The organism is Akkermansiaceae bacterium, from assembly GCA_019634595.1.
GTDB lineage: Bacteria > Verrucomicrobiota > Verrucomicrobiia > Verrucomicrobiales > Akkermansiaceae > Luteolibacter.
Window position 1 is genome coordinate 238178 of sequence record JAHCBC010000002.1, and the last position, 21279, is coordinate 259456.

Here is a 21279-nt window from a genome sequence, read left to right on the forward strand (position 1 = left end):
GCACCCGAACCCATCCGGACATGCTGAAACATCTGGCCCTGCTTTTCCTTTCCGCATCCCTCGCCCACGCGCAGCCCGTCCCCATCATCTTCGACACGGACATGGGCAACGATGTGGACGACGCCATGGCGCTGGCCATGATCCACAGCCTGGAAAAGCGTGGTGCCTGCAAGCTGCTGGCGGTCACCGTCACCAAGGACCACCCGAAGGCCGCCGCCTACATCGATGCGCTCAACACCTTCTACGGCCAGCCGGACATCCCCATCGGCGTCGTCCGGGACGGCCCGGCGAAGGAGGAGGGCAAGTACCTCAAAGCCACCGATGACGAGGCGAAATACCCGCGCGACCTGAAAAGCGGGGCTGATGCGCCGGATGCGCTGGTCCTTCTGCGCAAGACGCTGGCCGCCCAGCCGGACCAGTCCGTCACCCTCATCCAGGTCGGTTTCTTCACCAACTTTGCCCGCCTTCTGGACACACCGGGGGATGAGCATTCGCCGCTCAACGGCCGCGATCTCATCGCTAAAAAGGTGAAGCTCCTCAGCATCATGGCGGGGGCCTTCCAGACCATCGGCGGTCACGACAACCACTACATCGAGTACAACGTCAAATATGACATCCCCGCAGCACGGAAGCTGGCGGACGAATGGCCGTCGCCCATCGTCTGGAGCGGCTTCGAGATCGGCATCGCCGCGGCCTACCCGCACCAGAGCATCGAGCGGGACTTCAACTACGTGCCGCATCATCCGGTGAAGGAGTCCTACTACCTTTACAATCCGCCGCCGCACGACCGCCCCACCTGGGACCTGACCTCCGTCCTCGCGGCCGTCTATCCCGACCGTGGTTATTTCACCCTTTCCGTTCCCGGTACCGTCACCGTGGGGGAGGATGGATTCACCCGCTTCAGCAAAAAGGACAAGGGCCGAGACCAGTTCCTCATCATGGATGCAGCCCAGGCCGCCCGCGTCCGGGAAGCCTGCGTCCATCTGACCGCGGAGCCTCCGGCCCGTTGAGGACACCAAGAAAAACGGTGCCCGGGCATCCATCCTCACATTCGCCGCCGTGCGGAAAGCGTTGGGGGGGCTGAGGGATTGAAAGAAAGTTTTCAGCCTTTGTAGATATCTCCGCGCGGCCCGATGGCGTCCACGTAAAGCACCTCGTCGATCTCAATGATGGTCACTTGCAAAATGGCACGATAGCTTCCAACCCGCAGCCGTGACCATCCGGCCATGTCGCCTTTCATCTGTTTGATGTTGGGGTGGTCCGCGATGTTGGGAAGTCCCGCGACTTCCCGCAGGGCGTCACGCAATTGCATGGCCCGATCACGCGGCATGTGGCTCAAATAGCGGGCTGCCCGGCGGTGAAAGACGACCGCGCGCATCAGATGCCGAGGTCTTTTTCGAGATCTTCCAAAGCGACGAAGTTTTCCCTCCGGCCCGCCTCACGGTCGGCTTGGGCCTCGTTGACCGAGGCTTTTTCGTCCGGGGTCAGGTCGAGGCCGTAGGTCTCAATGAAATCAACGAAATCCTCGTAAGGGATCACGACTTCAAGCGGTTTGCCGGTCCGGTCATACCGAACGCCCTTTTGCAAGATGGCTTCCGCTGTCATGGCTTCAAAGTAACGGATTCCCGCGGTTTTACGAGTCTTAGTTTGGGGTCCACCCCGGGAGCCATGATCTGGCCCCGGCTTTTTCCCGCGTTCAATGTTGGACGCGGGCCGTCTGATCGCCGAAAGTCCCCCGCGTGATTCCCAGAACTTTCCAAGACCGCGTCATCGCTCCCTCGCTGCTCGCCGCCGACTTTTCCCGGGTGCGGGAGGAAACCACCCGTGCCATCCACTCCGGCGCGGACTGGATGCACCTGGATGTGATGGACGGCCATTTCGTGGACAACATTTCCTTCGGCCCGGCCATGGTGCAGGCCGTGCATGAGACGAACGACATCTTCCTGGACGTGCACCTCATGATCTCCCGCCCGGACCACTACCTGCCGCGCTTCATCGCCGCCGGGTCCGACCTCATCACCGTCCATGTGGAGGCGGACCATGACGTGGCGGAGACGCTGAAGCGCATCCGCGAGGGCGGCTGCCTGGCCGGTCTCGCGCTCAATCCCGCCACGCCTATCGAGAAAGCCCTGCCGTTCCTCGACCAGATCGACCTCCTGCTGTGCATGACCGTGGTCCCCGGCTTCGGCGGGCAGGCCTTCATGCCGGAAATGCTGCCGAAGATCGAGGCGGCGGCGAAGCTCCGCGAGGAACGCGGCCTCACCTACCACATCGAGGTGGACGGCGGGATCGATGTGAAAACCGCCGCTCCCTGCGCCGCTGCGGGGGCGAATGTCTTCGTCGCAGGTTCCTCGACCTTCAAGGCTCCGGACATGGCGAAGGCAATTTCCGCGATCCGCGGCGTTTAGATGGTGTCTTTCCGATTGCTCCGAAAAACCCGAAGTATCCATGAAACCCTCCGTCATCCTTCCCATCGTGACCGCCATCGCCGGCTTCGGCGTCGGCTGGCTGGTGAAACCCGCTCCACCAGCTCCCGATGAAGCCCGGTCGCCGTCTGCCCGGATTCCGGCCCGCAAGGCTCCCGAACCCACGCCAGCGATCACCGAGCCATCCCGCGAATCCGCGGAACGCCCGACCGGACCGAGACCCCAGGCACCGTTGAAGACGACGGAGCAGGCCCAGCAGGACATCACGTCCCAGGACGGCGCGAAGCTCGCCAGGCTCACGGAAGCGCTCAGTCTCAACGATGACCAGAAAGCGGAGGTGCTGAAAGCCATCGCCGCCGCGCGCGCGACCCTGGAGCCGGCGGGTGGCATCGACGCGGGCAAATTGCTGGACATCGCCGCGCAGGCGGGTGCGGACCTTGAAAAGGCGGTCCTCGCCACCCTCACCCCGGAACAGGCCACCGCTTTCGCCGCATTGCGCAAGCGTCTGCAGGACAACAGCGTGGAAACCGCTTCCCAGGAGCAGGCTGCCAAATTCTCCAAACTCACGGACCTCTCGCCGGAACAGCGGGAGATGATCCTGGAGCGTATCCGCGGAGATGTCCGGAAGGAACACGATGAACGTCCCCAAGGGTTGGATCTGGTGCTGGACACCTCTCCCCTTCCCACGGGTTCCGCCTACATTGCCGGTTCGTCCCTCGCTTCCATGCCCTTCATGACGGGTGGGGAGGATGCCAACGAGAAGATCGAGGCTTTCCGTGATCTGCAGCGCCGGAACCTGGACGCCCAGGTGGACAAGTACAAAGACATCCTCACCCCCGCACAGCTCTCCCGGCTCCAGCTCGACATCGAGGAAAAGAAGCGTGTGCTCGACCTCATCAGCGAGCGCACGGGCAACTGAGGGAAGATGGAATGGCCCTACCCCGGACTGGGGAGGGCCGGTGTGTCATTCAACCGAGGGCCTCGATGGGGGCGCCGAAGTTGATGTGGAACGGCTGGCCGTTGATGACGATGGCGGGGACGGATTTGACTCCGGCTTCCTTGGCTTCGCCCACGCGGGCCGCCTGTTCGCCGAGGTGGACGATCTCCACCTGGAAGCGGGAGGGATCGAGGGCGAGGGCGAGGGTTTGCTCCGCTTCGACACAGACCGGGCAACCTGCGTGGTAGAAGGTGGCGGTGGTTTTCATGATGGTTGGTTGGTTCGTTGGTTGTTGTGATCCGGCAGTGGTGGATTTCCTGCCGCACCGGGAGCATGGCAGGGTATGGGTTTCCGCGTAGCGGGCACTTTCCGGAGGGGTGGTTACCAAAAGGTTCCCTCTGGACACGTGGGCACGCCGGTTGGTTGTCTGGAGCCATGCCAACGGAGAGGAAGCAGAAGTTCATCCCGCTGCGGGAGCGGAGGAACTACCACCGGTTCGAGGACGTCATCGGGTGCAAATGGAGCACCTCCGTGGTGGCGGCGGTGGCGGGTGGGACGAAGCGTCCCGGGGAACTGGAGCGCTACATCCCGGGCATATCAACCAAGGTGCTGAACGAACGGCTGCGGAAGCTGCTGGAGTTCGGCGTGCTGGTGCGGACGGTGCACGCGGGACTGCCGGCTCATGTGGAATATGACCTGACGGAGGCGGGGATGAAGCTTGCCGGACTGCTGGAGCAGGTGCGGCTGCTGAACCTGGAACACGCTGAGGAGGGTGATGGAGTATCCATGCCGTAGTGTCTGGCATCACGGAAGATCCTGAAGGAGGGCGGACATGGCGGCTCTGCCGCTGTGTCCGCTGCGCTCCCATTCTTGTCCACCGCCTGCAATGGCAGCGCGTTGCCATTGCTCCGTGTTCCGGTTGCAGCCGGTGGACAGGGGTGTCCACCCTCCTTACTCACCTCACGACGCGCGCGCCGCCGCCGCTGATCTGCTTCTCCACTTCCTTGCGGGTGGCCATGGAGGTGTCACCCGGGGTGGTGGAGGCGAGGGCGCCGTGGGCCGCGCCGTATTCGACGGCTTTCTTCGCGTCATTGAACTCGAGGAAGCCGAACTGCACACCGGAGGCGAAGCTGTCGCCGCCGCCGACACGGTCGAGGATCTCCAGCTTGTCGTAGCTCCGGCTTTCATGGAACTGGCCGTCGTGCCAGAGGATCGCGGACCAGTCGTTGACGGTCGCGGTGTGGACGGTGCGCAGCGTGGTGGCCGCCACCTTGAAGTTCGGAAAATCCTTCACCGCGGTCTCGATCATCTTCTTGAACGCTTCCGTCTCGATGGAGGAAATGTTGTGGTCCACGCCCTCCACCTCGAAGCCGAGGGAGGCGGTGAAGTCCTCTTCGTTGCCGATCATCACATCGACATACTTCGCGATCTCGCGGTTGACCTCCTGCGCTTTCTGCAGGCCACCGATGGTCTTCCAGAGGGACGGACGGTAGTTGAGGTCGTAGGAAACGATGGTGCCGTACTTGTTCGCGGCCTTCACGGCCTCGACGGTGAGCGCGGCGGTCGTTTCGGAAAGGGCGGCGAAGATGCCGCCGGTGTGGAACCAGCGGACGCCCAGCTTGCCGAAAATGTGGTCCCAGTCGATGTCACCCGGCTTGAGCTGGGACGCGGCGGTGTTGCCACGGTCCGGGTTCCCCACCGCACCGCGGACGCCGAAGCCACGCTCGGTGAAGTTCAGGCCGTTGCGGACATTCCGGCCGATGCCGTCGTCCTCGCGCCACTGGATGAAGTCCGTGGCCACGCCGCCCTGCATGATGAAGTCCTCGATCAGGTGGCCCACCTCGTTGTCCACGAAGGCGGTCACCACGGCGGTCTTGTAGCCGAAGCATTTCCGCAGGCCGCGGGACGTGTTGTATTCCCCACCGCCCTCCCAGGCGGCGAAGTTGCGGGCGGTCCGGATGCGGCCCTCGCCGGGATCCAGGCGCAGCATCACCTCGCCCAGCGAGATTTGGTCAAAGGCACATTCGGACTTCGGTTTGATGGTCAGTGGCATGGTCGTTGAGTTTGGAGAATCGCGGATCGCGCCGGAACCCGATCCGGCGGGGCTGCGATGTTGAAAAGTTCCGTGCAATTTTGCAATGGCCGCCTCTCGGAAAAATCCCCGCTTCCGGAAACCCGCGACCGCCCGGCTATTTTTGCAGACGCTTCACGGTGGTGACGGTGATCGGACCGCCATCGTATGTCACATTCAGAAGTGCGACGGATGACCGGTCATCCGATTCCTTTAGTTGGTAGCGGAGATGTTCTACAGCCGTGAAAATCAGTGGTTCATATTCATATGGCTCGGAGGGAGCCACCAATCGGAGCGTTGTCTTGCCAGGAGGAATGGAGAACCGTCCCTTGCTCCAGAAGGATACGGGCTGACTGTTGATGCTGAAAACGGTGGTCTCGTGGGAGGTGAGAGACGCCGACGGTCGCTCCTCCGGCACGTTCCGGAACTGGTTCTCGAACGCACACCCGCATAAGGCTGCGGTAACGACACCCGGAAGACCGATGCGGCACAGGCGGTTCATGGTTCCCCATTCCGGCAGGCTTGGTCTCCAATCACAACTTCCGTTTGCAAAATGACCATAGTCTGACTATATCTATTTCTATGAACATCTCGGTAACCCAGTTCAAGGCCCGGTGTCTCGGGGTGGTTGAGAGAGTCCAGAAAGAAAAGGTGAGCGTGGTGATCACCCGCCACGGAAAACCCGCCGCAGAGCTGGTCCCGATCCAAGCCAGCACGCCCGGCGAATTGTTCGGCCGCTCGAAGGGATCCACCGTTATCCTGGGAGAAATCCTGACGACCGATGAGCACTGGGACGCCGAAAATTGAGAATCTGGTCGCCGCCGTGTTCGATACCCATGTCTGGGTATGGGCGGCCGCCGGGGACCCACGCGCGGAGAAGCTCAGGGCCTTCTCCGGCACCGCTGTCATCTCCGCGATTTCCCAATGGGAGGTCGCGATGCTGGAGATGAAGGGCCGCCTCGCTTTGAAGCCGGATGCCGAGACCTGGTTCTCCGCCAATCTGGAAGCACCCGTCGCGTTGGCTCCCCTCACCGCGGAGATCTCACTGGAAAGCTGCCGGCTGGAGGATTTCCATGGCGACCCGGCGGACCGGATCATCGTGGCCACCGCCCTCACGCTCGGTCTTCCCCTCCTTACCGCGGACGAAAAGATCATCCGCTGGAATGAAGCGGTGAAGGCCCTGCAGGTGATCGCGATCTGATCCTGCGGGTCGGCGGCTCCAATCCCGGAAGGCAGATGGATGGCATCTTTTCCCGAAAGGAGCGGCGGGGAGATCCGGAAGTTCTCCCAGCCGTAATGGCGCAGCCATTACGCTACCCTGAACGGCTCATCGACGGCGCGAACCAGGCGAACAGCAGGAGCAGGATGAAAAGTCCAAGGACCACCCATACCACCATGGAGGTCCTGTATTTCACCTCCGGAGTGGCGGCCATGACCTCCTTGTAGGCGGGGCTGAAGACCATCTTCCCTTTCTTCGAAAGGAGGAGATAGAGCGCGTAGATGCTGAGGATGGTTCCGATGGGGATGGCGGCAAGGCCGATGACCGCGATGACAATGCCGACGACCCGGCCCCACGGAGTGAGCTTCCGCAGTCCCCGCCCTCCGAAGATGAGCAGCGCGACCATGGCCACGGGAAGGATCACGCCGACCAGGATCGTGAAGACCATCCCGGAGATCGCCACCAGCCCATCGTGCTGTTGCTGCAGGAACAACATATTCGGCACAAGGAGCACCGTGTTCAGGAGCCATATGCCCCACACAATCGCAGCCAGGTAGCACAGGTTGCCGATGGAGCGGACGGATGCCTCGTGGTTGAGGTGCGTGCGCCGGATATGTTCGGGACTGTCCGGCGGCGGACCTGACGGTTCTGCCGCCGAGGCAGGTGTCAGGTAGGGATTCTCCATCACTTCTGCGGCAGCGTGTAGGAGAGCAGCCTGCCCAGCTTTTCGCGCAGGTCCTTCCGCTGGACGATGGCGTCGATGAGGCCGTGCTCGAGCATGAACTCGGCGGTCTGGAAGCCGGGAGGAAGGTTCTGGTGCGTCGTTTCCTTCACCACGCGCGGACCGGCGAAGCCGATCATGCACTTCGGCTCGGCGAGGTTGATGTCACCGATGGTGGCGAAAGATGCGGTCACGCCACCGGTCGTCGGATGGGTGAGCACGGAGATGTAGGGCAGGTTCGCCTCGGAAAGGCGGGCGAGCGCGCCGCAGGTCTTCGCCATCTGCATGAGGGACAGCATGCCCTCCTGCATCCGCGCGCCGGAGGAGGCGGAGATGATGATGACGCCGCGCTTTTCCTTGATGGCGGCTTCCACGGCGCGGGTGATCTTTTCACCGACGACGGAACCCATCGAGCCCGCGAAGAATTTGAAATCCATCACCGCGATCATCGCGGGCTGGTCGTTGATGGTGAGGCGGCCGGTGACGACGGCATCATCGAGGCCGGTTTTGTCACGCAGACCGGCGGTCTTTTCCTGGTAGCCGGCGAAGCCCAGAGGATTCGCGGAGACGAGGCCGGCTTCGGTTTCCTCGAAGGATCCCGGATCCGCGAGCAGGTTGATGCGCTCCCGTGAGTCCAGCAGGAAATGGTGGTTGCAGTGGGCGCAGACGTGGAGGTTCTGCTTCAGCTCGATGGTGTGGATCATCGCCCCGCAGTCCGGACACTTGATCCAGAGGCCGTCAGGCATGTCGTCCCGACGATCGTTTCCGCGAAGTGGTGGTTTTTTGAAGATGCCCATGGAGGAGAGGTTTCGGTTACCGTTGTTTCGCGGAAGATTGCGGGTGCCGCGGAGCAGGACGCTAATGGCGGCAGGGCGGGACGACAATACTGATTTGATGCCGCCACCTCTTGGCATACCGGGTTTTTTGAATTGCAAAAATGCGCGGAATCATCAAGAAAACGCGCGGCGAAACAAATCGGTCGCCTGCCCCAACTTGAAGAATACACGTAACTTCGTCGTTGCCGTCTCCCTGATGCTGGCTGTCTGGCTGGGTCTGACCTTCGTCACCAAGGTGCCTTCGCACCGCTACCCCGCCGTGGGCAAGGATACGAAGAACAGGGGCATCTCCGCCGCGGTGGAGGCCACGAAGGAAAATCTGGCCACCGTGCCCGCGCCTGTCACCCGCTGAGCAAGGAGGTGGGACACTCCTGTCCCACTCTTTTCATCGTTCCAGCCAGGCCTCACTTCACCCGCAGCACGCGGTTGTTGTAGGTATCCGCGATGTAGAGCTTCCCGTCCGGCCCGATGCGGACGCCATGCGGACGGCGGAGGCCGGTTTCGAGAAGCGTTTTCCCCACCGCGTCGCTGGCCTTGGCGGGCGTTCCGGCGACGAGTTCGATCTTCCCGGTTTCCGGGAAATAGCGGCGCACGCAGTGGTTCTCCGTGTCGCAGATGAGGACGGTGCCCTTGTCCATGGCGACGTATTTCGGGCCGTTCATCAGGGCCTCACGGCCATCCCCGCCGTCTCCACCGTAGCCCTTTTTGCCGGAGGCGTTCACCACCGTGCGGACCTTCCCGTCCTTCACCTCCACCAACGAGTTGCCGCCGCGCAGCAGGACGTAAAGCGTGCCATCCTCCGCCTGGGTGACGGCCCGCGCATCCCCCAACGGAGCCTGAAGCGCGTCCGTGCCGTCGGCGGGATTTCCCTTCTGCCCGCTGCCCGCCACCGTCTTGACCGTGCCCGCCTCCAGATCCATCTCCCGCACGCGGTGGTTGCCGATGTCCGCGATGTAGAGCCGCTTCCGGTCCGGGGAAAGCGTGCCGGTCATCGTGATGTTGAAGGAAGCACCCGTCGCCGGGCCGCCGTCACCGCCGAAGCCCGCCTTGCTCGGCGTGCCCGCGATGGTGGCCACCTCACCGCTTGCCAGGTCCAGCGTGCGGATCGTGTGGTTGAAGGAATCCGCGAGGATGGCCTTCCCCTTCAGGATCTGGATGTCATGCATGCCATGGAAGGCCGCCTTCATGGGATCCTTCCCATCGTGCTGCTCCACCTGCTTCACCTTCTCCGTGTTGTGGTTGATGCCGGCCACGAAGGTGAGCTTCTTCCCGGACAGTTTGAACACGCGGTTCGATTTCGTGAACTCCACGCCGTAGAGGTCGCCCTTGTTGTCGAAGTCCACGCTGAACGGCTCGTTCACCGCCTCCGTGACCGGGAATCCGGCGATGACCTCCACCTCCGCCATTACGGGCACGAGCAATGAGGCGGAAAGGGCGAGGGCGTATTTCGATGGAGATAGGGTTTTCAGGAACATGGCGGACCATTACGCGCACGGATCCGGAGTTTTGTCCGTGAAAAACCAACGCCATCCCCATCGGCCCGCACATCTAAGAATCCTCCCTTTTCTTCCGTTGGAGATGGGCAAGAATTGCACGAAGCCTTGAAACTCCGTTTCCCCAAGCCGCGCACCCTGCTGCGCCTGTCCGCCGCCTGCCTGGTTCTGGGGTTGCTCGGCTGGTTCGCGCTGCCGTTCGCGCTGCCGCTGCCCGCCGGATTGTTGGAGAATCCCGGGGCCTCTCCGGTGCTCACGGACCGCCATGGCGCGGCCATCCACCACCTCACGCTGCCGGATTCCACCCGCGCCGCGCCCATCCCGCTCGGCCAGATCCCGGCGGACCTGGTGGCCTGCACGCTGGCGGCGGAGGACAAGCGTTTCTTCAGCCACGGCGGGGTGGACCTGCTGGCCACCGCGCGGGCCGCACGGGACCTGGCCCTGAAACGCCGCGTCAGCTCCGGTGCATCCACCATCACCCAGCAGCTCATCAAGATTTCCTCGCCCCGGAGGAAGCGCGGACCGCTGGCGAAGGTCCACGAAATCCTGGGGGCCCGGCGGCTGGAAATGACCTGGTCGAAGAACCAGATCCTCGCCGCCTACCTGAACCGTCTGGACTACGGGAACCTGCGCATCGGCACGGCGGAGGCGACCCGCTTCTATTTCCAGAAACCATTGGCCGACCTTTCGCTGGCGGAGTGCGCCCTGCTGGCCGGTTTGCCACAGGCACCCACCCGCCTGAACCCCATCCGCCGCACGGAACCGGCGCTCAAGCGCCGCAACATCGTGCTGGAACGCCTGCGCGGGAACTCCAGCTACGATGAATCCCGTATCTCCGCCGCGCTGGCGGAACCCCTCACCCTGCGCCCGCTCCGCACCGTCCAGGCCGCACCGTGGCTCGCTTCCCTGCCGGACATGCGGGGAGCCGCCACGCGCACCTCCCTCGACCTGCCGCTCCAGCGCGACATCGAGGCCATCGTCCGCGAGGAAACGGCGAAGCTGAAGGAAGCGAACCTCCGCCACGCCGCCGTGGTCGTGATCGACAACGCCACCGGCGAGATCCTCGCCCTCGTTTCCTCCGCCTCATGGAACGACCCGCGCGGCGGCCAGTTCAACGGCGCGACCCAGCCGCGCTCGCCCGGCTCCACGCTGAAGCCGTTCACCTACCTCCTCGCCATGGAGCGGAACCACCGCATCCCCTCCTCCATCCTGTCGGACATCCCCACCCCCTTCCGCACCGCGCAGGGGCTGGACCTGCCGCAGAACTATGACCGGAAATACCGCGGCCCCGTCACCCTCCGCACCTCCCTCGCCTGTTCGCTGAACCTGCCCGCCATGCGCGAGCTGAACCACCTCGGCGGGCCACGGCCGCTGGAGGATCTGCTGGAAAAGCTCGGCATCTCCACTTTGACCCTGCCGCCGGAGACCTATGGCCTCGGCCTCACGCTGGGCAACGCCCCGGTGAAGCTGCTGGAGCTGACGAACGCCTACGCCGCCATCGCCCGCCGCGGGGAATACCTCCCCTGCACGTTCTTCCCCATCCAGGGCACACCCGTGCCGGAGGAAGTTTTCGACCCCATCAGCGCCTACCTGATCAGCGACATCCTTTCCGATCCCGCGGCGCGCGCTCCATCGTTTCCGCCCGGCGGTCCGCTCGACCTCCCGTTCCGCTGCGCGGTGAAGACCGGCACCTCGTCGGATTTCCATGACAACTGGTGCGTCGGCTACACCCCGGACTTCACGGTGGGCGTGTGGGGAGGGAACTTCGAGCACCAGCCGATGAAAGGCATTTCCGGCATCGCCGGAGCGGGTCCCATCTTCAACCGTACGATGGTGCGCCTGCACAGGGACCGCGCGGCCACCTGGTATGACCGCCCGGCGGGCCTCATCGACATCACCATCGACACCCGCAACGGCAAGCTCATCCCGCCATCGGACTTTCCGGAAAAACCCCACGCCCGCCGGGACCTCTGCCCCCCGGAACGCACACCCGTCCCCGCAACCGCCGCCGATTATGCGGAAGGGAAAGCCCTGCTCGACCCCACCTACAGGGAGTGGTTCAAAAGCAGCGCCAACCACCGGCTGGGCGAGCTGGCACTGGACGAGGCGCTGCCCGCCGCGGAGCCGCTGCGCGTCATCACCCCTGCCAATGGCACCACCTACCTGCTGGATCCGGAAATCCCCTCAGGCTCCGACCGGCTCCGACCCGTCACCAACCTGCCCGGCGTCGCGGAATGGTCGTCCGAAACGCTGGTTGTGGAAAAGGGAACCCCTGAGCCCGTCATTCATCTGAAGCCCGGTACCCATGTCCTCACCGCCACCGATCCGCGGACGGGGATTTCACACCGCATCACCATCCGTGTGAGGGAGCTGTAAGGAGGATGGACACTCTTGTCCATCGGCGGCATTGGCGAATCACAAAGGATTACCGCAAAGGTCGCGAAGAAGACGCAAAGGCGGGATGTGGACCTTTTCGAGATTCACCGGATTCGTAAGATTCGCGGTCGGCCTTCTTTCTTTACCGAAAACTGAACGCTGAAAACTTCTCTTCCTTTGTCTGCCATTGCAGCCGGTGGACAAGAGTGTCCACCCTCCTTACTCCTCCCGTTTTGTGAAGAGGAACTTGTAAAAGGCCGTCCGCCTGTGAGAATCCTGCGACGGCATGGGAGCCGTGACACTTTCCTCCATTCGCAATGCACTTTCTCGGGATTGAAATCGGTCACGGCGGCACTCGTGCGGTGGCGCTCGATCTCGAAGCCGCCGCCATCAGCGCGGAGGGATACGCCCAGCATGCGTGGATCGAGGGCCTGCCGGCGGGCTACCGCGAGCAGGATCCCGCGATGTGGATCGACGCGGTGAACCGTGCGGTGCGGCAGTGCCTGCTGGCCATGGGACCGGCGAAGGACCGGGTGGCCGCCATCGGCGTGGCGGGACCGCAGCGCGGGCTGGTGCTGCTGGATGAAGGGAACCGCATCATCCGCCCCGCGAAGATGGCCGGGGATGTCTCCGTGAAACGCCAGGCGGACGAGATCGCCCGGGCGTTCGGCGGTGCGCCGGGCCTGATCGAGCTGGTGGGCCAGGCTCCCGGCGTGGACTCCGCCGCCGCGGAGTGCCTGTGGCTGAAACAGCACGAGCCCTACCATTTCCAACGTGCGGCGAACCTGCTCACCGCCCAGGATTTCATCTCCTACTGGCTCAGCGGGGAGCGCGTCACGGAGGCGGGCAGTGCCTCCGCCACCGGCCTCTTCGACATCCGCCGGCGGACATGGTCGCAGGACCTCATCGACTTCATCGACCCGGGCCTGGCCGCCCTGCTGCCGCCGCTTTCCGTCTCCGACCAACCGCGGGGTCTCATCCGCCCCGCGCTGGCAAAGGAATGGGGGCTGCCCGAGCTGGTGCAGATCTCCGCAGGCAGTGGCTCCGCCATGCTTTCCGCGCTGGCAGCCGGCTGTGTCTCAACCGGGACCGTCGCAATGGAACTGGGCCCCACCGGCATCGTCGCCGGAGTGGGGGATGACCCGGTCATCGACCTGCGCGGTGAGATCCTCCCGCTCTGCAACGCCACCGGCGGCTGGCTCGGCACGGCCACCGTCTCCAACATCACCGTCGCTCCGGAAATCCTCCGCAGGCACTACGGATGGACCCATGAGGAGTATGAGGCGAACGTCGCCGCCGTCTCCCCCGGTGCGGATGGCCTGCTGATGCTGCCCTATTTTTCCGGCGAGACGATCCCCCGGCTGCCGGAGGGCACGGGTGTGCTCCATGGCATCACTCCGGCGAACTTCACTCCCGGCCACCTCGCGCGGGCATCCGCGGAGGGCGTGGCGCTCGGCCTCGGCTACGCCATGAGCCGCCTGCGCGACCTCGGCTTCGACCCGCCGGAGATCCGCCTGCTCGGCCCCGGCGGGGTCAGTCCGGTGACGCTCCGCCTGCTGGCGGATGTGCTGGGCATCCCGGTCGCCCCGGTTTCCAGCCGCCAGGGCGCGGCGGTCGGCGCGGCCATGCAGGCGGCGGTGTCCTTCTTCCATGAAAGCGGTGAGTCGCTCGGCTTCGCAGAGATCGCCACGTATCTGGTCTCCGGGGATCCACGGCTGCGCGTGGAGCCGGACATGCAGACCCATGAACTTTACCAGGAGATGATGTCCCGGCAGCAATACCTGGTGGACACCCTTCACCCCGCCGGATTCATCTGATGGGAAAGAAGGACAGTGAAGTCCGGGAAAGCCGGAAGGCGGAGGTGCTGGGCACGCTCGCCGGGTGGTTCATGAAGCTGTGGGCCGCCACCCTGCGCTATGAGATCGAGGACCGTTCCGGCATCTGCACGCCGGGAAATTTCTCCACGCCGGTGATGTTCGCGCTCTGGCACAACCGCATCTTCACCCTCCCCCCCATCTGGCACAAGACCGGCGGCAACAACCGCAAGAGCGTGGTGCTGACCAGCGCCAGCCATGACGGGGCCATGCTCTCCCACGCGATGGCCGTCTTCGGCCTGGGTGCCGTGCGCGGTTCCTCCTCACGGCGGGCGGTCGCCGCGCTGGTGGGCATGAAGCGCGCGCTGAAGGAGGGACTGGACGTCTGCATCACCCCGGACGGTCCGCGTGGCCCGCGTTACGAATTCCAGCCCGGCGTGGTGAAGATCGCGGAATCTTCCGGTGTGCCGATCATCCCCATCCACGCCACCTATGCCTCCGCCTGGCGGCTGAAAACCTGGGACCGCCTGGTGATCCCGAAGCCGTTCAGCCGGGTGAGGGTGGTTTTCGATGAGAAGCTTGTCGTGCCCGCCGGGATGGACGAAGCTGCCTTCGCCGCCGAGTGCGACCGCCTGCAGGCGATCCTCCGCGCGGGAACCGACGACCTCTGATATTTTTCCCAACCATGTCCCAGCCACGCATCCTCGATGGAAAAGCCATCGCCGCCGCCGTCCTCGAAGAATGCCGCGCCGAAGCGGCCGAGCTGAAAGCAAAAGGCATCACCCCGGGCCTCGCCGTCGTGCTGGTCGGCAGTGACCCGGCGTCGAAGGTCTATGTCGGCTCGAAGGCGCGCACCTGCGGCGAACTGGGGCTGTTCTCGAAGAAAGTCGAACTGCCTGAGGAAACCACCCAGGAAGAACTGCTGAAGGTCGTGGAGGACCTCAACAACGACCCCGCCATCCACGGCATCCTCGTCCAGTCGCCGCCGCCAAAGCACATCGATGAAGAAGCCATCGTCCGCGCGCTCGACCCGCGCAAAGATGTCGATGGTTTCCACCCTGAGAACGTCGCGAAGCTGGCGCTGGAAGATCCCACCGGCTTCGTCCCCTGCACGCCCGCGGGCTGCATGAAGATCCTGGAGGTTTCCGGCATCCCGACTTCCGGCGCGGAAGCCGTGGTCATCGGCCGCAGCATGATCGTCGGCAAGCCGATGGCGCTGCTGTTGGTCGCGAAGAATTCCAACGCCACCGTGACCATCGCCCATTCCCGCTCGAAGGACCTCCCCGGCATCTGCCGCCGCGCCGACATCATCGTCGCCGCCGTGGGCCGCCCGGAGATGGTGAAGGCCGACTGGGTAAAGCCCGGTGCCGTGGTCATCGACGTCGGCATCAACCGCGTGGAGGATGCGTCGAAGAAGTCCGGCTACCGCCTGACCGGAGACGTCGCCTATGACGAGGTGGCCCCGCATTGCTCCGCCATCACCCCGGTTCCCGGCGGCGTCGGTCCGATGACCATCGCCATGCTGATGAAAAACACGCTGCAAGCCGCGCGGCAGATCGGAGCGTAAAGGGTTCCCATGCGCGTCGCCGTCATCAATGTCGTCGGGCTTTCCCGCTCGCTCCTGGGAGCGGACATGCCCGGCCTGACGGCATTCGCGGAAAAGCACGGCCTCCAGAGTTTCAAACCCGCCTTTCCCGCCGTCACCTGCACCGCGCAGTCCTCCATGGTGACGGGCACCCCGCCCGGCGCACACGGCGCGGTGGCCAACGGCTGGTATGACCGGGAGGCGGCGGAGGTGAAGTTCTGGAAGCAGAGCAACCACATCGTCCGCGGCGAAAAGATGTGGGACCGCCTGCGGAGGAAAGTCCCGGGCTTCACCTGCGCGAAGCTGTTCTGGTGGTACAACATGTACGCTACCGTCGATTTCTCCATCACCCCGCGCCCGCTGTATCCTGCGGATGGCCGCAAGTTCTTCGACGTCCACACCCAGCCGATGGGCATGCGGGAGGAACTGAAGGCGGATCTCGGCCCGTTCCCGTTCCCCGCGTTCTGGGGGCCTGCGGCGGGCATCGCCTCTTCCGAATGGATCGCCGCATCCGCGAAATGGGTGGAGGTAAAGCACTCGCCCACGCTCAGCCTGGTCTATCTGCCGCACTTGGACTACCCTCTGCAGAAGGACGGCCCGGCTGCCGCCAACATCCCCGCCGAGTGCCGGAAGATCGATGACGTCGTGATGGACCTCATCCGCCACTATGAATCCCGTAACGTGAAGGTCGTGGTGCTGTCCGAATACGGCATCTCCCCCGTCACACGGGTGATCCACCTGAACCGCCTGTTCCGCGCGAAGGGCTGGATCCAGGTGAAGGACGAACTGGGCCGGGAAACACTGGACTGCGGCGGCTGCAAGGCCTTCGCCGTCGCCGACCATCAGATGGCCCATGTTTATGTGAATGATCCGGCAATCCGGGATGAAGTCCGCGCCTTGTTGGAAGCCACCCCGGGCATTGATGAAATCCGCGAAACCCCGCAGGTCTGGGGCGAAGGCGCGGGCACGGAAAGGGCGGGCGATTTCATGGCCATCGCGGAGCCGGACGCGTGGTTCACCTACTATTTCTGGGAGGACGACAAGGTTGCGCCGGACTACGCCCGGACCATCGACATCCACCGCAAGCCGGGCTACGACCCGTGCGAGCTGTATCTCGATCCCGCCATCGCTTTTCCCAAGCTCAGGATCGCGAAGTTCCTGTTGAAAAAGAAACTCGGCCTGCGCGGGCTGATGGAAGTCATCCCGCTGGACGCCTCACTGGTGAAAGGCTCCCACGGCCGCGACAATGTCCCGGAGTCCGAACAGCCGGTGGTCATCGGTGCGCCCGGGAACATCACGTCACCGGAGGACATCGCCGGAATGATCGAGGCACTGGTGGGAGAGTGAGGAGGGTGGACACGGCGCGGCGAACCGAAGCCAGCCGCACCGTGCCACCAATGATCCACCCGCGGAAGCTGCGGCCATACTCCTTGACGGGATCACGATGGGTGCATCGCGTCACCAGTGGGCGGTGGCAGCCTGCTCAGACCCCGTGCCTACGAACTTTGGATCTCCGCCGCAAGATCAGGTTACTCTTCCTTCCACACCCCAACGCGGGTTCGAGTGCTCCTTACTCAGAATTTCTCTTCGGAAAGGTCGCGGTAGTCCGCGAGGATGGGAGCCAGCGAGAGATGAAGCTCCGTATCCGGAAGATCCCCGGGGGATAGGGCTTCCAGGGTCGGCACGCCGTCACGGATGACCAGCACTGCCAGGGAGGGATGTTCCATCTCCATCACCAGGGGAGGGGGTTCATCCTTGGTGATGACAGCGGTCGCGGGTTCCTTCCGCAAAACCATCAGCAACACCGGCAACATCACGGCGGCGACGGTGAGGGCGGTCCTGCGCGTCCGCCGTCGGCGGCGTTCGCGGTGGATGGCGTCCAGGGTGTGGTTCCACACTTCCATGGCTCTGGGATCGGTGGCGTTCATGTGGGGCGGCGGTTGTCCGGCAGGTTGAGTTGGTCCCGGAGGCGCAGCCGCAGCCGGGAGAGCTGGCGCTCGATGGCTTTCACGGTGGTTCCCGCGTCCTCGGCGAGTTCCGCCTGCGACCATCCCTCCAGATAGTGGCGGGAAACGAGCGTGCGCTCCGCGTCTTCCAGCCGGGCCATCGCCTCATGCAGGCGTTCACCATGGGAGCTTTCCCCCTCCGTGGATCGGGTCGCCTGCCATTGCTGGAATTTCTCCCCCAGCCAGGTGCGGCGCTTGCCGCTGCGGGCCGCGTCGATGACCTCGCAGCGGGTCAGGCAGCATAGCCACGCCTCGAAGGCATCCGCCTTCCGGAACATCCGTGCATGGCGCAGGACACGCAGATAGACGCGCTGGATGATCTCCGGCGCGTCCCCGGCAGATGCGCCGCGGGACATCGCGCGGTGGATGAGCCACCCGTAGTAGCGATCATGGAAATGCGCCCACGCCGCTTCGTCGCAGCGCGCCAGTCCATGGCTGAGGGCGGTGATTTCCATGATGGTCGATTCAGGGTAGCGTAGCCATTTCCGCGGGGGATGCCAGCACGTGCTTCACTGGGGTTCCGGCGCGGGGAGATCTCCGGCCGGCTCCGGCAGCGCACCCAGTTGGCCCAGCAGGCTGGCCGTGATGTCCGCCGCGTCCTTCGAGTAGAGCAGCATGGGCACCTGGGAGGTGCTGAGGCCGGAGCTGTCCAGCACATGGTCATAGCCGTCCTTTTTCGCCTGCTCCACCACCAGCTTGCGGATCTCCCCCAGGATCTCCTTCATCCGCTGCACCATCCGCTCGTTGATGGCCTGCGTGCGGCGGCGCTGGAACTCCACCCGCTCCCGCTCCATGGCCAGTCCCTCCTGCTGGCGCATCTGCCATTGCTTGAACAGCGACTGCTTCTTCGCCTCGTTCACCGTCGGATCTTCCAGTTGCTTCCGCAGCGCGTTCAGCTCCGTTTCCACCTCCCGCACGCGGGCACCGCGTTCATTGTTGTCTTTCTGGACGCGGGCGCGCTCCCCGGCGAGTTCCTTCTCCGCCTCATGGGTCAGCGGGTGCCGTTTGAAAAGCACCTGCATGTCCACCGTGGCGATCTTCGGCGCAGCGGTCCGCGCGGCGCAGGGCGGCAACCCGCAGGCGGCGGCAAGGAAGAGGATGGGAAGGATGGGGAAGCGTCTCATTCACCCCATCAACGCGCGGCGGCCGGGAAATCCCCCGGAAAAATATGAACGGAGTGCCAGCTTCAGCCGGCATGGGCGGAAACACTTGATTCTCCGGTGCCGGCTGAAGCCAGCGCTCCGATGCAGCCCGTCAGGAGATCTCGCCACGGCCATCCGCCGCCGCTCACTCCTTTTTCTCAACCGGAGGGCGGGAAATCACACCCCCCTTTTCCGGTTCGGATGCCGTGGTGGTGGGATTGGTAGCCTTGAGGTCGCGGTCTTCCGGCAGGCCCAGCATGTTCGGCAGGCGCAGGCCTTCGTCCTTCCCTTTCTGGCCTCCTGGCAGGAGAGGATCACCGACGGTCTTGGAAACGTCCTCCGGTTTCTTCTCCGTTTGTCCGGAGGCGGCTCCCGGAGTTCCGGCCGCAGCGTTCTCGCCTGGGACACCCGGGGCCAGAGGATCCTCAAGCGCGGCATCGCCATCCTTCGCGCAGGAGGCGAGGCAGAGCGCCACGATCCCGGGGATCATGAAGATGGGTTTCATGCGCGCAGGGGTCTCAGCGGGACTCCATCGGCGGCACCTTCATCAGTTCCTTCGGGCCGGTGTAGAGGGTGAGCGGGCGGTAGAGGCGGTTGTCGCGGAGCTGCTCCAGCACCTGCGCGGTCCAACCGGACGCACGGGCGATGGCGAAGATCGGCGTGAAAAGGTCAGTCGGGATGCCGAGGGAGTAATAGACCGTCGCGGAGTAGAAATCGACGTTCGCTTCCAGCCCCTTGCGCTCGCGCATGATCTGGGCGATGCGCTCGGACATCTTGATCCACTTCGGCTCGCCCAGTTCCTCGGTGAGCTGGATGGCCAGGCGGCGGAGGTGCGGGGCGCGCGGGTCCAGCACCTTGTAGATGCGGTGGCCGATGCCCATGATTTTTTCTTTCCGGGCCAGCTTGCCCTCGACGTACTCATCGACCTGGTCCGGCTCGCCGATCTCCTGGAGCATGTGGATCACGCCCTCGTTCGCGCCGCCGTGGAGCGGTCCCTTCAGGGTGCCGATGGCGGAGGTGATGGCGGAATACATGTCCGAAAGGGTGGCCACGGTCACGCGGGCGGAGAACGTGGAGGCGTTCATGCCGTGGTCCGCGTGGAGGATCAGGGCGACGTCCAGGATCTTCACGGACACCTCACCGGCTTCCTCGCCGTTGATGAGGTAGAGGAAATGCTGCGCCTCGGAGAGATCGTCGCGCACGGGTGGCAGTTCCAGTCCCTGGCGGAAACGGTGGTAGGCGGCGACGACGACCGGGATCTTCGCCACGATGGAAAGGGCGATTTCGGAGTCCGCCTCGATGTCCGGCACGCCGATTTTCACGCGCTTGTCGTAAAGGCCGAGCATGGAGATGCCGGTGCGGAGCACATCCATGGGGGCGGCGTGTTTCGGTGCGTTCTTCAGGAACTCGATCACGCCGTCCGGCAGGCGGCGGTCGGAGCGGATGCGGGCCTCGAAGTCGGTGAGTTCGGCGCGGTTCGGCAGGCGGCCTTTGTGGAGAAGGTAGATGACCTCTTCGTAGGTGCAGTTGTTCACCAGCTCATCGATGTGGTAGCCGAGGTAGCTCAGCTCGCCGATATCGCCGATCACGTTGCTGAGGGCGGATTCGTTGGCAATGACCCCTTCCAGGCCGCGTGCGTAATCAGTCATGAGGGAAAATTTTCAGGATTTCAACAAGGCGTTCGGGAACAAAGCGGGTATGGCCGCTGACGGCAAGGGAGAAACGACGCGATTTCCCCCGCTGAAAGCAGGTTGGCACGGGTGGCCCCCGTGGCGTAAGCTTCCTTCATGCCAGAAACCTCCGTTCTCATCGTCGAAACCTCCACTCCGGCGGCTTCGCTGGCGTTCGTCGGTGCGGAGGGAGCATTGGCGCAGAAGGAGTTCACCAGCGACCGCAGCCACAACGCGCTGTTGTTCGGCCCGTTGGGGGAACTCATTGGGAAGGAAGCGGCGGGAAGCATCCGTCTGGTGCTGGCGGGGAGCGGTCCGGGCAGTTACAGCGGCACGCGGGTGGGCATTTCCGCCGCGCAGGGGGTTGCCATCGCCCATGGTGCTCCGGTCGTGGCGTTCCCTTCCATCCTCGCGCTGCCGCAGGCGGAGAATGGTGCGCCCTATCTCGTCATCGGGGATGCGCGCCGGGGCAGTTACTGGACGGCGCAGGCGGAGAACTTCATGCTTCAAACGGAGCCATCGCTGACGGACGCCCATGGCCTCCAGTCCGCCGTGTCCGCCGCGGTTTCAGCAGGGCATCCCATTGTTTCCTTCGAGGATCCCGCGGGGTTTCCCCTCCCTCCGGAGATTGTTGAACGCGTGCGCCTCGGCTTCCCCACCGCCGCCCTGCTGTGGAGAGCGTGGAGCCACACCGACGACGAAACCCGCGCCCGCTGGACCGCGGAGCCTCCACAGCCGATGTATCTCAAGCCCCCGCACATCACGCCCGCGAAACGGTCGTGGCTGAAGGTGTAAGGAGGGAGGACACTCCTGTCCTCCGGCTGCAACAGGAACCCACAGCAACGGCATCCTGAGATAGGCCTGCTCTCAATTCTTTGCCAGGACAGGAATGGGAGCGCAGCGGACATGGCGGCTCTGCCGCAAGATCAGGTTGCTCTTCCTTCCACACCCCAACGCGGGTTCGAGTGCTCCTTACTGAAAAG

At 64.2% G+C, this 21279-nt stretch carries 26 protein-coding genes; 13 read left to right on the forward strand and 13 right to left on the reverse strand.

From position 1 onward, the window contains the following. The first annotated feature begins 20 nt into the window (after window positions 1-20). A complete protein-coding gene (locus tag KF712_06785) occupies window positions 21-1010 on the forward strand; it encodes a nucleoside hydrolase (protein MBX3740676.1) in 990 nt (329 codons plus the stop codon). Window positions 1011-1102: 92 nt separating this feature from the next. On the opposite strand, the gene KF712_06790 is transcribed toward KF712_06785, so the two are convergent. Together KF712_06790 and KF712_06795 are read right to left on the reverse strand one after the other, a co-directional pair. Continuing rightward, on the reverse strand, window positions 1103-1378 hold the full coding sequence (locus KF712_06790; GenBank protein ID MBX3740677.1) for a hypothetical protein: 276 nt from the start codon (window positions 1376-1378) through the stop codon (window positions 1103-1105). Beyond that, a complete protein-coding gene (locus KF712_06795) occupies window positions 1378-1605 on the reverse strand; it encodes a hypothetical protein (protein ID MBX3740678.1) in 228 nt (75 codons plus the stop codon). The genes KF712_06790 and KF712_06795 overlap by 1 nt, the downstream gene beginning before the upstream one ends. A gap of 134 nt (window positions 1606-1739) precedes the next feature. Between KF712_06795 and rpe the strand changes: the two genes are divergently transcribed. Together rpe and KF712_06805 are read left to right on the forward strand one after the other, a co-directional pair. After that, on the forward strand, window positions 1740-2408 hold the full coding sequence (gene rpe, locus KF712_06800) for a ribulose-phosphate 3-epimerase (GenBank protein ID MBX3740679.1): 669 nt from the start codon (window positions 1740-1742) through the stop codon (window positions 2406-2408). 40 nt (window positions 2409-2448) lie between these two features. Beyond that, window positions 2449-3345, forward strand: a complete 897-nt coding sequence (locus KF712_06805; GenBank protein ID MBX3740680.1) for a hypothetical protein — start codon at window positions 2449-2451, stop codon at window positions 3343-3345. A gap of 49 nt (window positions 3346-3394) precedes the next feature. On the opposite strand, the gene KF712_06810 is transcribed toward KF712_06805, so the two are convergent. Beyond that, window positions 3395-3631, reverse strand: coding sequence for a thioredoxin family protein (locus KF712_06810; GenBank protein ID MBX3740681.1), 237 nt, complete (start codon window positions 3629-3631; stop codon window positions 3395-3397). Between the two features lie 167 nt (window positions 3632-3798). Between KF712_06810 and KF712_06815 the strand changes: the two genes are divergently transcribed. Beyond that, window positions 3799-4158, forward strand: a complete 360-nt coding sequence (locus KF712_06815) for a helix-turn-helix transcriptional regulator (GenBank protein MBX3740682.1) — start codon at window positions 3799-3801, stop codon at window positions 4156-4158. A 160-nt stretch (window positions 4159-4318) separates the two neighbouring features. Here the strand turns inward: KF712_06815 and KF712_06820 are convergent, their stop codons facing one another. Together KF712_06820 and KF712_06825 are read right to left on the reverse strand one after the other, a co-directional pair. After that, window positions 4319-5416 carry a sugar kinase gene (locus KF712_06820; GenBank protein MBX3740683.1) on the reverse strand — a complete coding sequence of 366 codons (1098 nt, stop codon included), beginning with the start codon at window positions 5414-5416 and terminating at the stop codon, window positions 4319-4321. A 136-nt stretch (window positions 5417-5552) separates the two neighbouring features. Further along, a complete protein-coding gene (locus KF712_06825; GenBank protein ID MBX3740684.1) occupies window positions 5553-5936 on the reverse strand; it encodes a hypothetical protein in 384 nt (127 codons plus the stop codon). A gap of 80 nt (window positions 5937-6016) precedes the next feature. Here KF712_06825 and KF712_06830 point away from each other — a divergent pair, with 80 nt between their 5' ends. Further along, window positions 6017-6241, forward strand: a complete 225-nt coding sequence (locus tag KF712_06830; protein ID MBX3740685.1) for a type II toxin-antitoxin system Phd/YefM family antitoxin — start codon at window positions 6017-6019, stop codon at window positions 6239-6241. Further along, complete coding sequence (locus KF712_06835; protein ID MBX3740686.1) at window positions 6216-6635, forward strand: type II toxin-antitoxin system VapC family toxin; 420 nt, start codon at window positions 6216-6218, stop codon at window positions 6633-6635. The genes KF712_06830 and KF712_06835 overlap by 26 nt, the downstream gene beginning before the upstream one ends. A 112-nt stretch (window positions 6636-6747) precedes the next feature. On the opposite strand, the gene KF712_06840 is transcribed toward KF712_06835, so the two are convergent. Both KF712_06840 and accD read right to left on the reverse strand, forming a co-directional pair. Further along, entirely contained in the window at window positions 6748-7338 is a 591-nt protein-coding gene (locus KF712_06840) for a hypothetical protein (GenBank protein MBX3740687.1), read from the reverse strand. Beyond that, window positions 7338-8171 carry an acetyl-CoA carboxylase, carboxyltransferase subunit beta gene (accD, locus tag KF712_06845; GenBank protein MBX3740688.1) on the reverse strand — a complete coding sequence of 278 codons (834 nt, stop codon included), beginning with the start codon at window positions 8169-8171 and terminating at the stop codon, window positions 7338-7340. The genes KF712_06840 and accD overlap by 1 nt, the downstream gene beginning before the upstream one ends. A 196-nt stretch (window positions 8172-8367) precedes the next feature. Here accD and KF712_06850 point away from each other — a divergent pair, with 196 nt between their 5' ends. Next, a complete protein-coding gene (locus KF712_06850) occupies window positions 8368-8562 on the forward strand; it encodes a hypothetical protein (GenBank protein ID MBX3740689.1) in 195 nt (64 codons plus the stop codon). A gap of 52 nt (window positions 8563-8614) precedes the next feature. On the opposite strand, the gene KF712_06855 is transcribed toward KF712_06850, so the two are convergent. After that, a complete protein-coding gene (locus tag KF712_06855; GenBank protein ID MBX3740690.1) occupies window positions 8615-9685 on the reverse strand; it encodes a hypothetical protein in 1071 nt (356 codons plus the stop codon). A 126-nt stretch (window positions 9686-9811) separates the two neighbouring features. On the opposite strand from KF712_06855, the gene KF712_06860 reads away from it, so the two are divergent. The 5 genes from KF712_06860 to KF712_06880 all read left to right on the forward strand — a co-directional run bounded on the left by KF712_06860 (window position 9812) and on the right by KF712_06880 (window position 16825). Then, the gene (locus KF712_06860) at window positions 9812-12079 is read left to right on the forward strand and encodes a transglycosylase domain-containing protein (GenBank protein ID MBX3740691.1); all 2268 of its coding nucleotides are present in this window, start codon (window positions 9812-9814) and stop codon (window positions 12077-12079) included. Window positions 12080-12396: 317 nt separating this feature from the next. Further along, window positions 12397-13896, forward strand: coding sequence for a xylulokinase (locus KF712_06865; protein MBX3740692.1), 1500 nt, complete (start codon window positions 12397-12399; stop codon window positions 13894-13896). Next, window positions 13896-14564, forward strand: coding sequence for a lysophospholipid acyltransferase family protein (locus tag KF712_06870; GenBank protein MBX3740693.1), 669 nt, complete (start codon window positions 13896-13898; stop codon window positions 14562-14564). Before KF712_06865 ends, KF712_06870 begins: the two co-directional genes overlap by 1 nt. Window positions 14565-14578: 14 nt before the next feature. Then, window positions 14579-15460 carry a bifunctional methylenetetrahydrofolate dehydrogenase/methenyltetrahydrofolate cyclohydrolase FolD gene (gene folD / locus KF712_06875; GenBank protein MBX3740694.1) on the forward strand — a complete coding sequence of 294 codons (882 nt, stop codon included), beginning with the start codon at window positions 14579-14581 and terminating at the stop codon, window positions 15458-15460. A 9-nt stretch (window positions 15461-15469) separates the two neighbouring features. Then, window positions 15470-16825, forward strand: a complete 1356-nt coding sequence (locus KF712_06880) for an alkaline phosphatase family protein (protein MBX3740695.1) — start codon at window positions 15470-15472, stop codon at window positions 16823-16825. A gap of 227 nt (window positions 16826-17052) precedes the next feature. Here KF712_06880 and KF712_06885 read toward each other — a convergent pair whose 3' ends face one another. From KF712_06885 to KF712_06905, 5 genes are all read right to left on the reverse strand, one after another. Continuing rightward, window positions 17053-17406 carry a hypothetical protein gene (locus KF712_06885; GenBank protein ID MBX3740696.1) on the reverse strand — a complete coding sequence of 118 codons (354 nt, stop codon included), beginning with the start codon at window positions 17404-17406 and terminating at the stop codon, window positions 17053-17055. After that, entirely contained in the window at window positions 17403-17939 is a 537-nt protein-coding gene (locus tag KF712_06890; GenBank protein ID MBX3740697.1) for a sigma-70 family RNA polymerase sigma factor, read from the reverse strand. Before KF712_06890 ends, KF712_06885 begins: the two co-directional genes overlap by 4 nt. 54 nt (window positions 17940-17993) lie before the next feature. Further along, complete coding sequence (locus KF712_06895; GenBank protein ID MBX3740698.1) at window positions 17994-18608, reverse strand: OmpH family outer membrane protein; 615 nt, start codon at window positions 18606-18608, stop codon at window positions 17994-17996. A gap of 163 nt (window positions 18609-18771) precedes the next feature. Continuing rightward, window positions 18772-19131: a hypothetical protein gene (locus KF712_06900; protein ID MBX3740699.1), complete on the reverse strand. Its 360-nt coding sequence runs from the start codon at window positions 19129-19131 to the stop codon at window positions 18772-18774. Window positions 19132-19144: 13 nt separating this feature from the next. After that, window positions 19145-20275 carry a citrate synthase gene (locus tag KF712_06905; GenBank protein MBX3740700.1) on the reverse strand — a complete coding sequence of 377 codons (1131 nt, stop codon included), beginning with the start codon at window positions 20273-20275 and terminating at the stop codon, window positions 19145-19147. 138 nt (window positions 20276-20413) lie between these two features. Here KF712_06905 and tsaB point away from each other — a divergent pair, with 138 nt between their 5' ends. Then, on the forward strand, window positions 20414-21091 hold the full coding sequence (gene tsaB / locus KF712_06910; protein MBX3740701.1) for a tRNA (adenosine(37)-N6)-threonylcarbamoyltransferase complex dimerization subunit type 1 TsaB: 678 nt from the start codon (window positions 20414-20416) through the stop codon (window positions 21089-21091). Window positions 21092-21279 lie beyond the last annotated feature (188 nt).

Excerpts from the sequence above, each read along its gene's own strand:
- KF712_06785 (MBX3740676.1), top strand. The coding sequence starts at position 21 with ATGCTGAAACATCTGGCCCTGCTTTTCCTTTCCGCATCCCTCGCCCAC.
- KF712_06790 (MBX3740677.1), bottom strand. The coding sequence starts at position 1,378 with ATGCGCGCGGTCGTCTTTCACCGCCGGGCAGCCCGCTATTTGAGCCAC.
- KF712_06795 (MBX3740678.1), bottom strand. The coding sequence starts at position 1,605 with ATGACAGCGGAAGCCATCTTGCAAAAGGGCGTTCGGTATGACCGGACC.
- KF712_06805 (MBX3740680.1), top strand. The coding sequence starts at position 2,449 with ATGAAACCCTCCGTCATCCTTCCCATCGTGACCGCCATCGCCGGCTTC.
- KF712_06810 (MBX3740681.1), bottom strand. The coding sequence starts at position 3,631 with ATGAAAACCACCGCCACCTTCTACCACGCAGGTTGCCCGGTCTGTGTC.
- KF712_06815 (MBX3740682.1), top strand. The coding sequence starts at position 3,799 with ATGCCAACGGAGAGGAAGCAGAAGTTCATCCCGCTGCGGGAGCGGAGG.
- KF712_06820 (MBX3740683.1), bottom strand. The coding sequence starts at position 5,416 with ATGCCACTGACCATCAAACCGAAGTCCGAATGTGCCTTTGACCAAATC.
- KF712_06825 (MBX3740684.1), bottom strand. The coding sequence starts at position 5,936 with ATGAACCGCCTGTGCCGCATCGGTCTTCCGGGTGTCGTTACCGCAGCC.
- KF712_06830 (MBX3740685.1), top strand. The coding sequence starts at position 6,017 with ATGAACATCTCGGTAACCCAGTTCAAGGCCCGGTGTCTCGGGGTGGTT.
- KF712_06835 (MBX3740686.1), top strand. The coding sequence starts at position 6,216 with ATGAGCACTGGGACGCCGAAAATTGAGAATCTGGTCGCCGCCGTGTTC.
- KF712_06840 (MBX3740687.1), bottom strand. The coding sequence starts at position 7,338 with ATGGAGAATCCCTACCTGACACCTGCCTCGGCGGCAGAACCGTCAGGT.
- accD (MBX3740688.1), bottom strand. The coding sequence starts at position 8,171 with ATGGGCATCTTCAAAAAACCACCACTTCGCGGAAACGATCGTCGGGAC.
- KF712_06855 (MBX3740690.1), bottom strand. The coding sequence starts at position 9,685 with ATGTTCCTGAAAACCCTATCTCCATCGAAATACGCCCTCGCCCTTTCC.
- KF712_06865 (MBX3740692.1), top strand. The coding sequence starts at position 12,397 with ATGCACTTTCTCGGGATTGAAATCGGTCACGGCGGCACTCGTGCGGTG.
- KF712_06870 (MBX3740693.1), top strand. The coding sequence starts at position 13,896 with ATGGGAAAGAAGGACAGTGAAGTCCGGGAAAGCCGGAAGGCGGAGGTG.
- folD (MBX3740694.1), top strand. The coding sequence starts at position 14,579 with ATGTCCCAGCCACGCATCCTCGATGGAAAAGCCATCGCCGCCGCCGTC.
- KF712_06880 (MBX3740695.1), top strand. The coding sequence starts at position 15,470 with ATGCGCGTCGCCGTCATCAATGTCGTCGGGCTTTCCCGCTCGCTCCTG.
- KF712_06885 (MBX3740696.1), bottom strand. The coding sequence starts at position 17,406 with ATGAACGCCACCGATCCCAGAGCCATGGAAGTGTGGAACCACACCCTG.
- KF712_06890 (MBX3740697.1), bottom strand. The coding sequence starts at position 17,939 with ATGGAAATCACCGCCCTCAGCCATGGACTGGCGCGCTGCGACGAAGCG.
- KF712_06895 (MBX3740698.1), bottom strand. The coding sequence starts at position 18,608 with ATGAGACGCTTCCCCATCCTTCCCATCCTCTTCCTTGCCGCCGCCTGC.
- KF712_06900 (MBX3740699.1), bottom strand. The coding sequence starts at position 19,131 with ATGAAACCCATCTTCATGATCCCCGGGATCGTGGCGCTCTGCCTCGCC.
- KF712_06905 (MBX3740700.1), bottom strand. The coding sequence starts at position 20,275 with ATGACTGATTACGCACGCGGCCTGGAAGGGGTCATTGCCAACGAATCC.
- tsaB (MBX3740701.1), top strand. The coding sequence starts at position 20,414 with ATGCCAGAAACCTCCGTTCTCATCGTCGAAACCTCCACTCCGGCGGCT.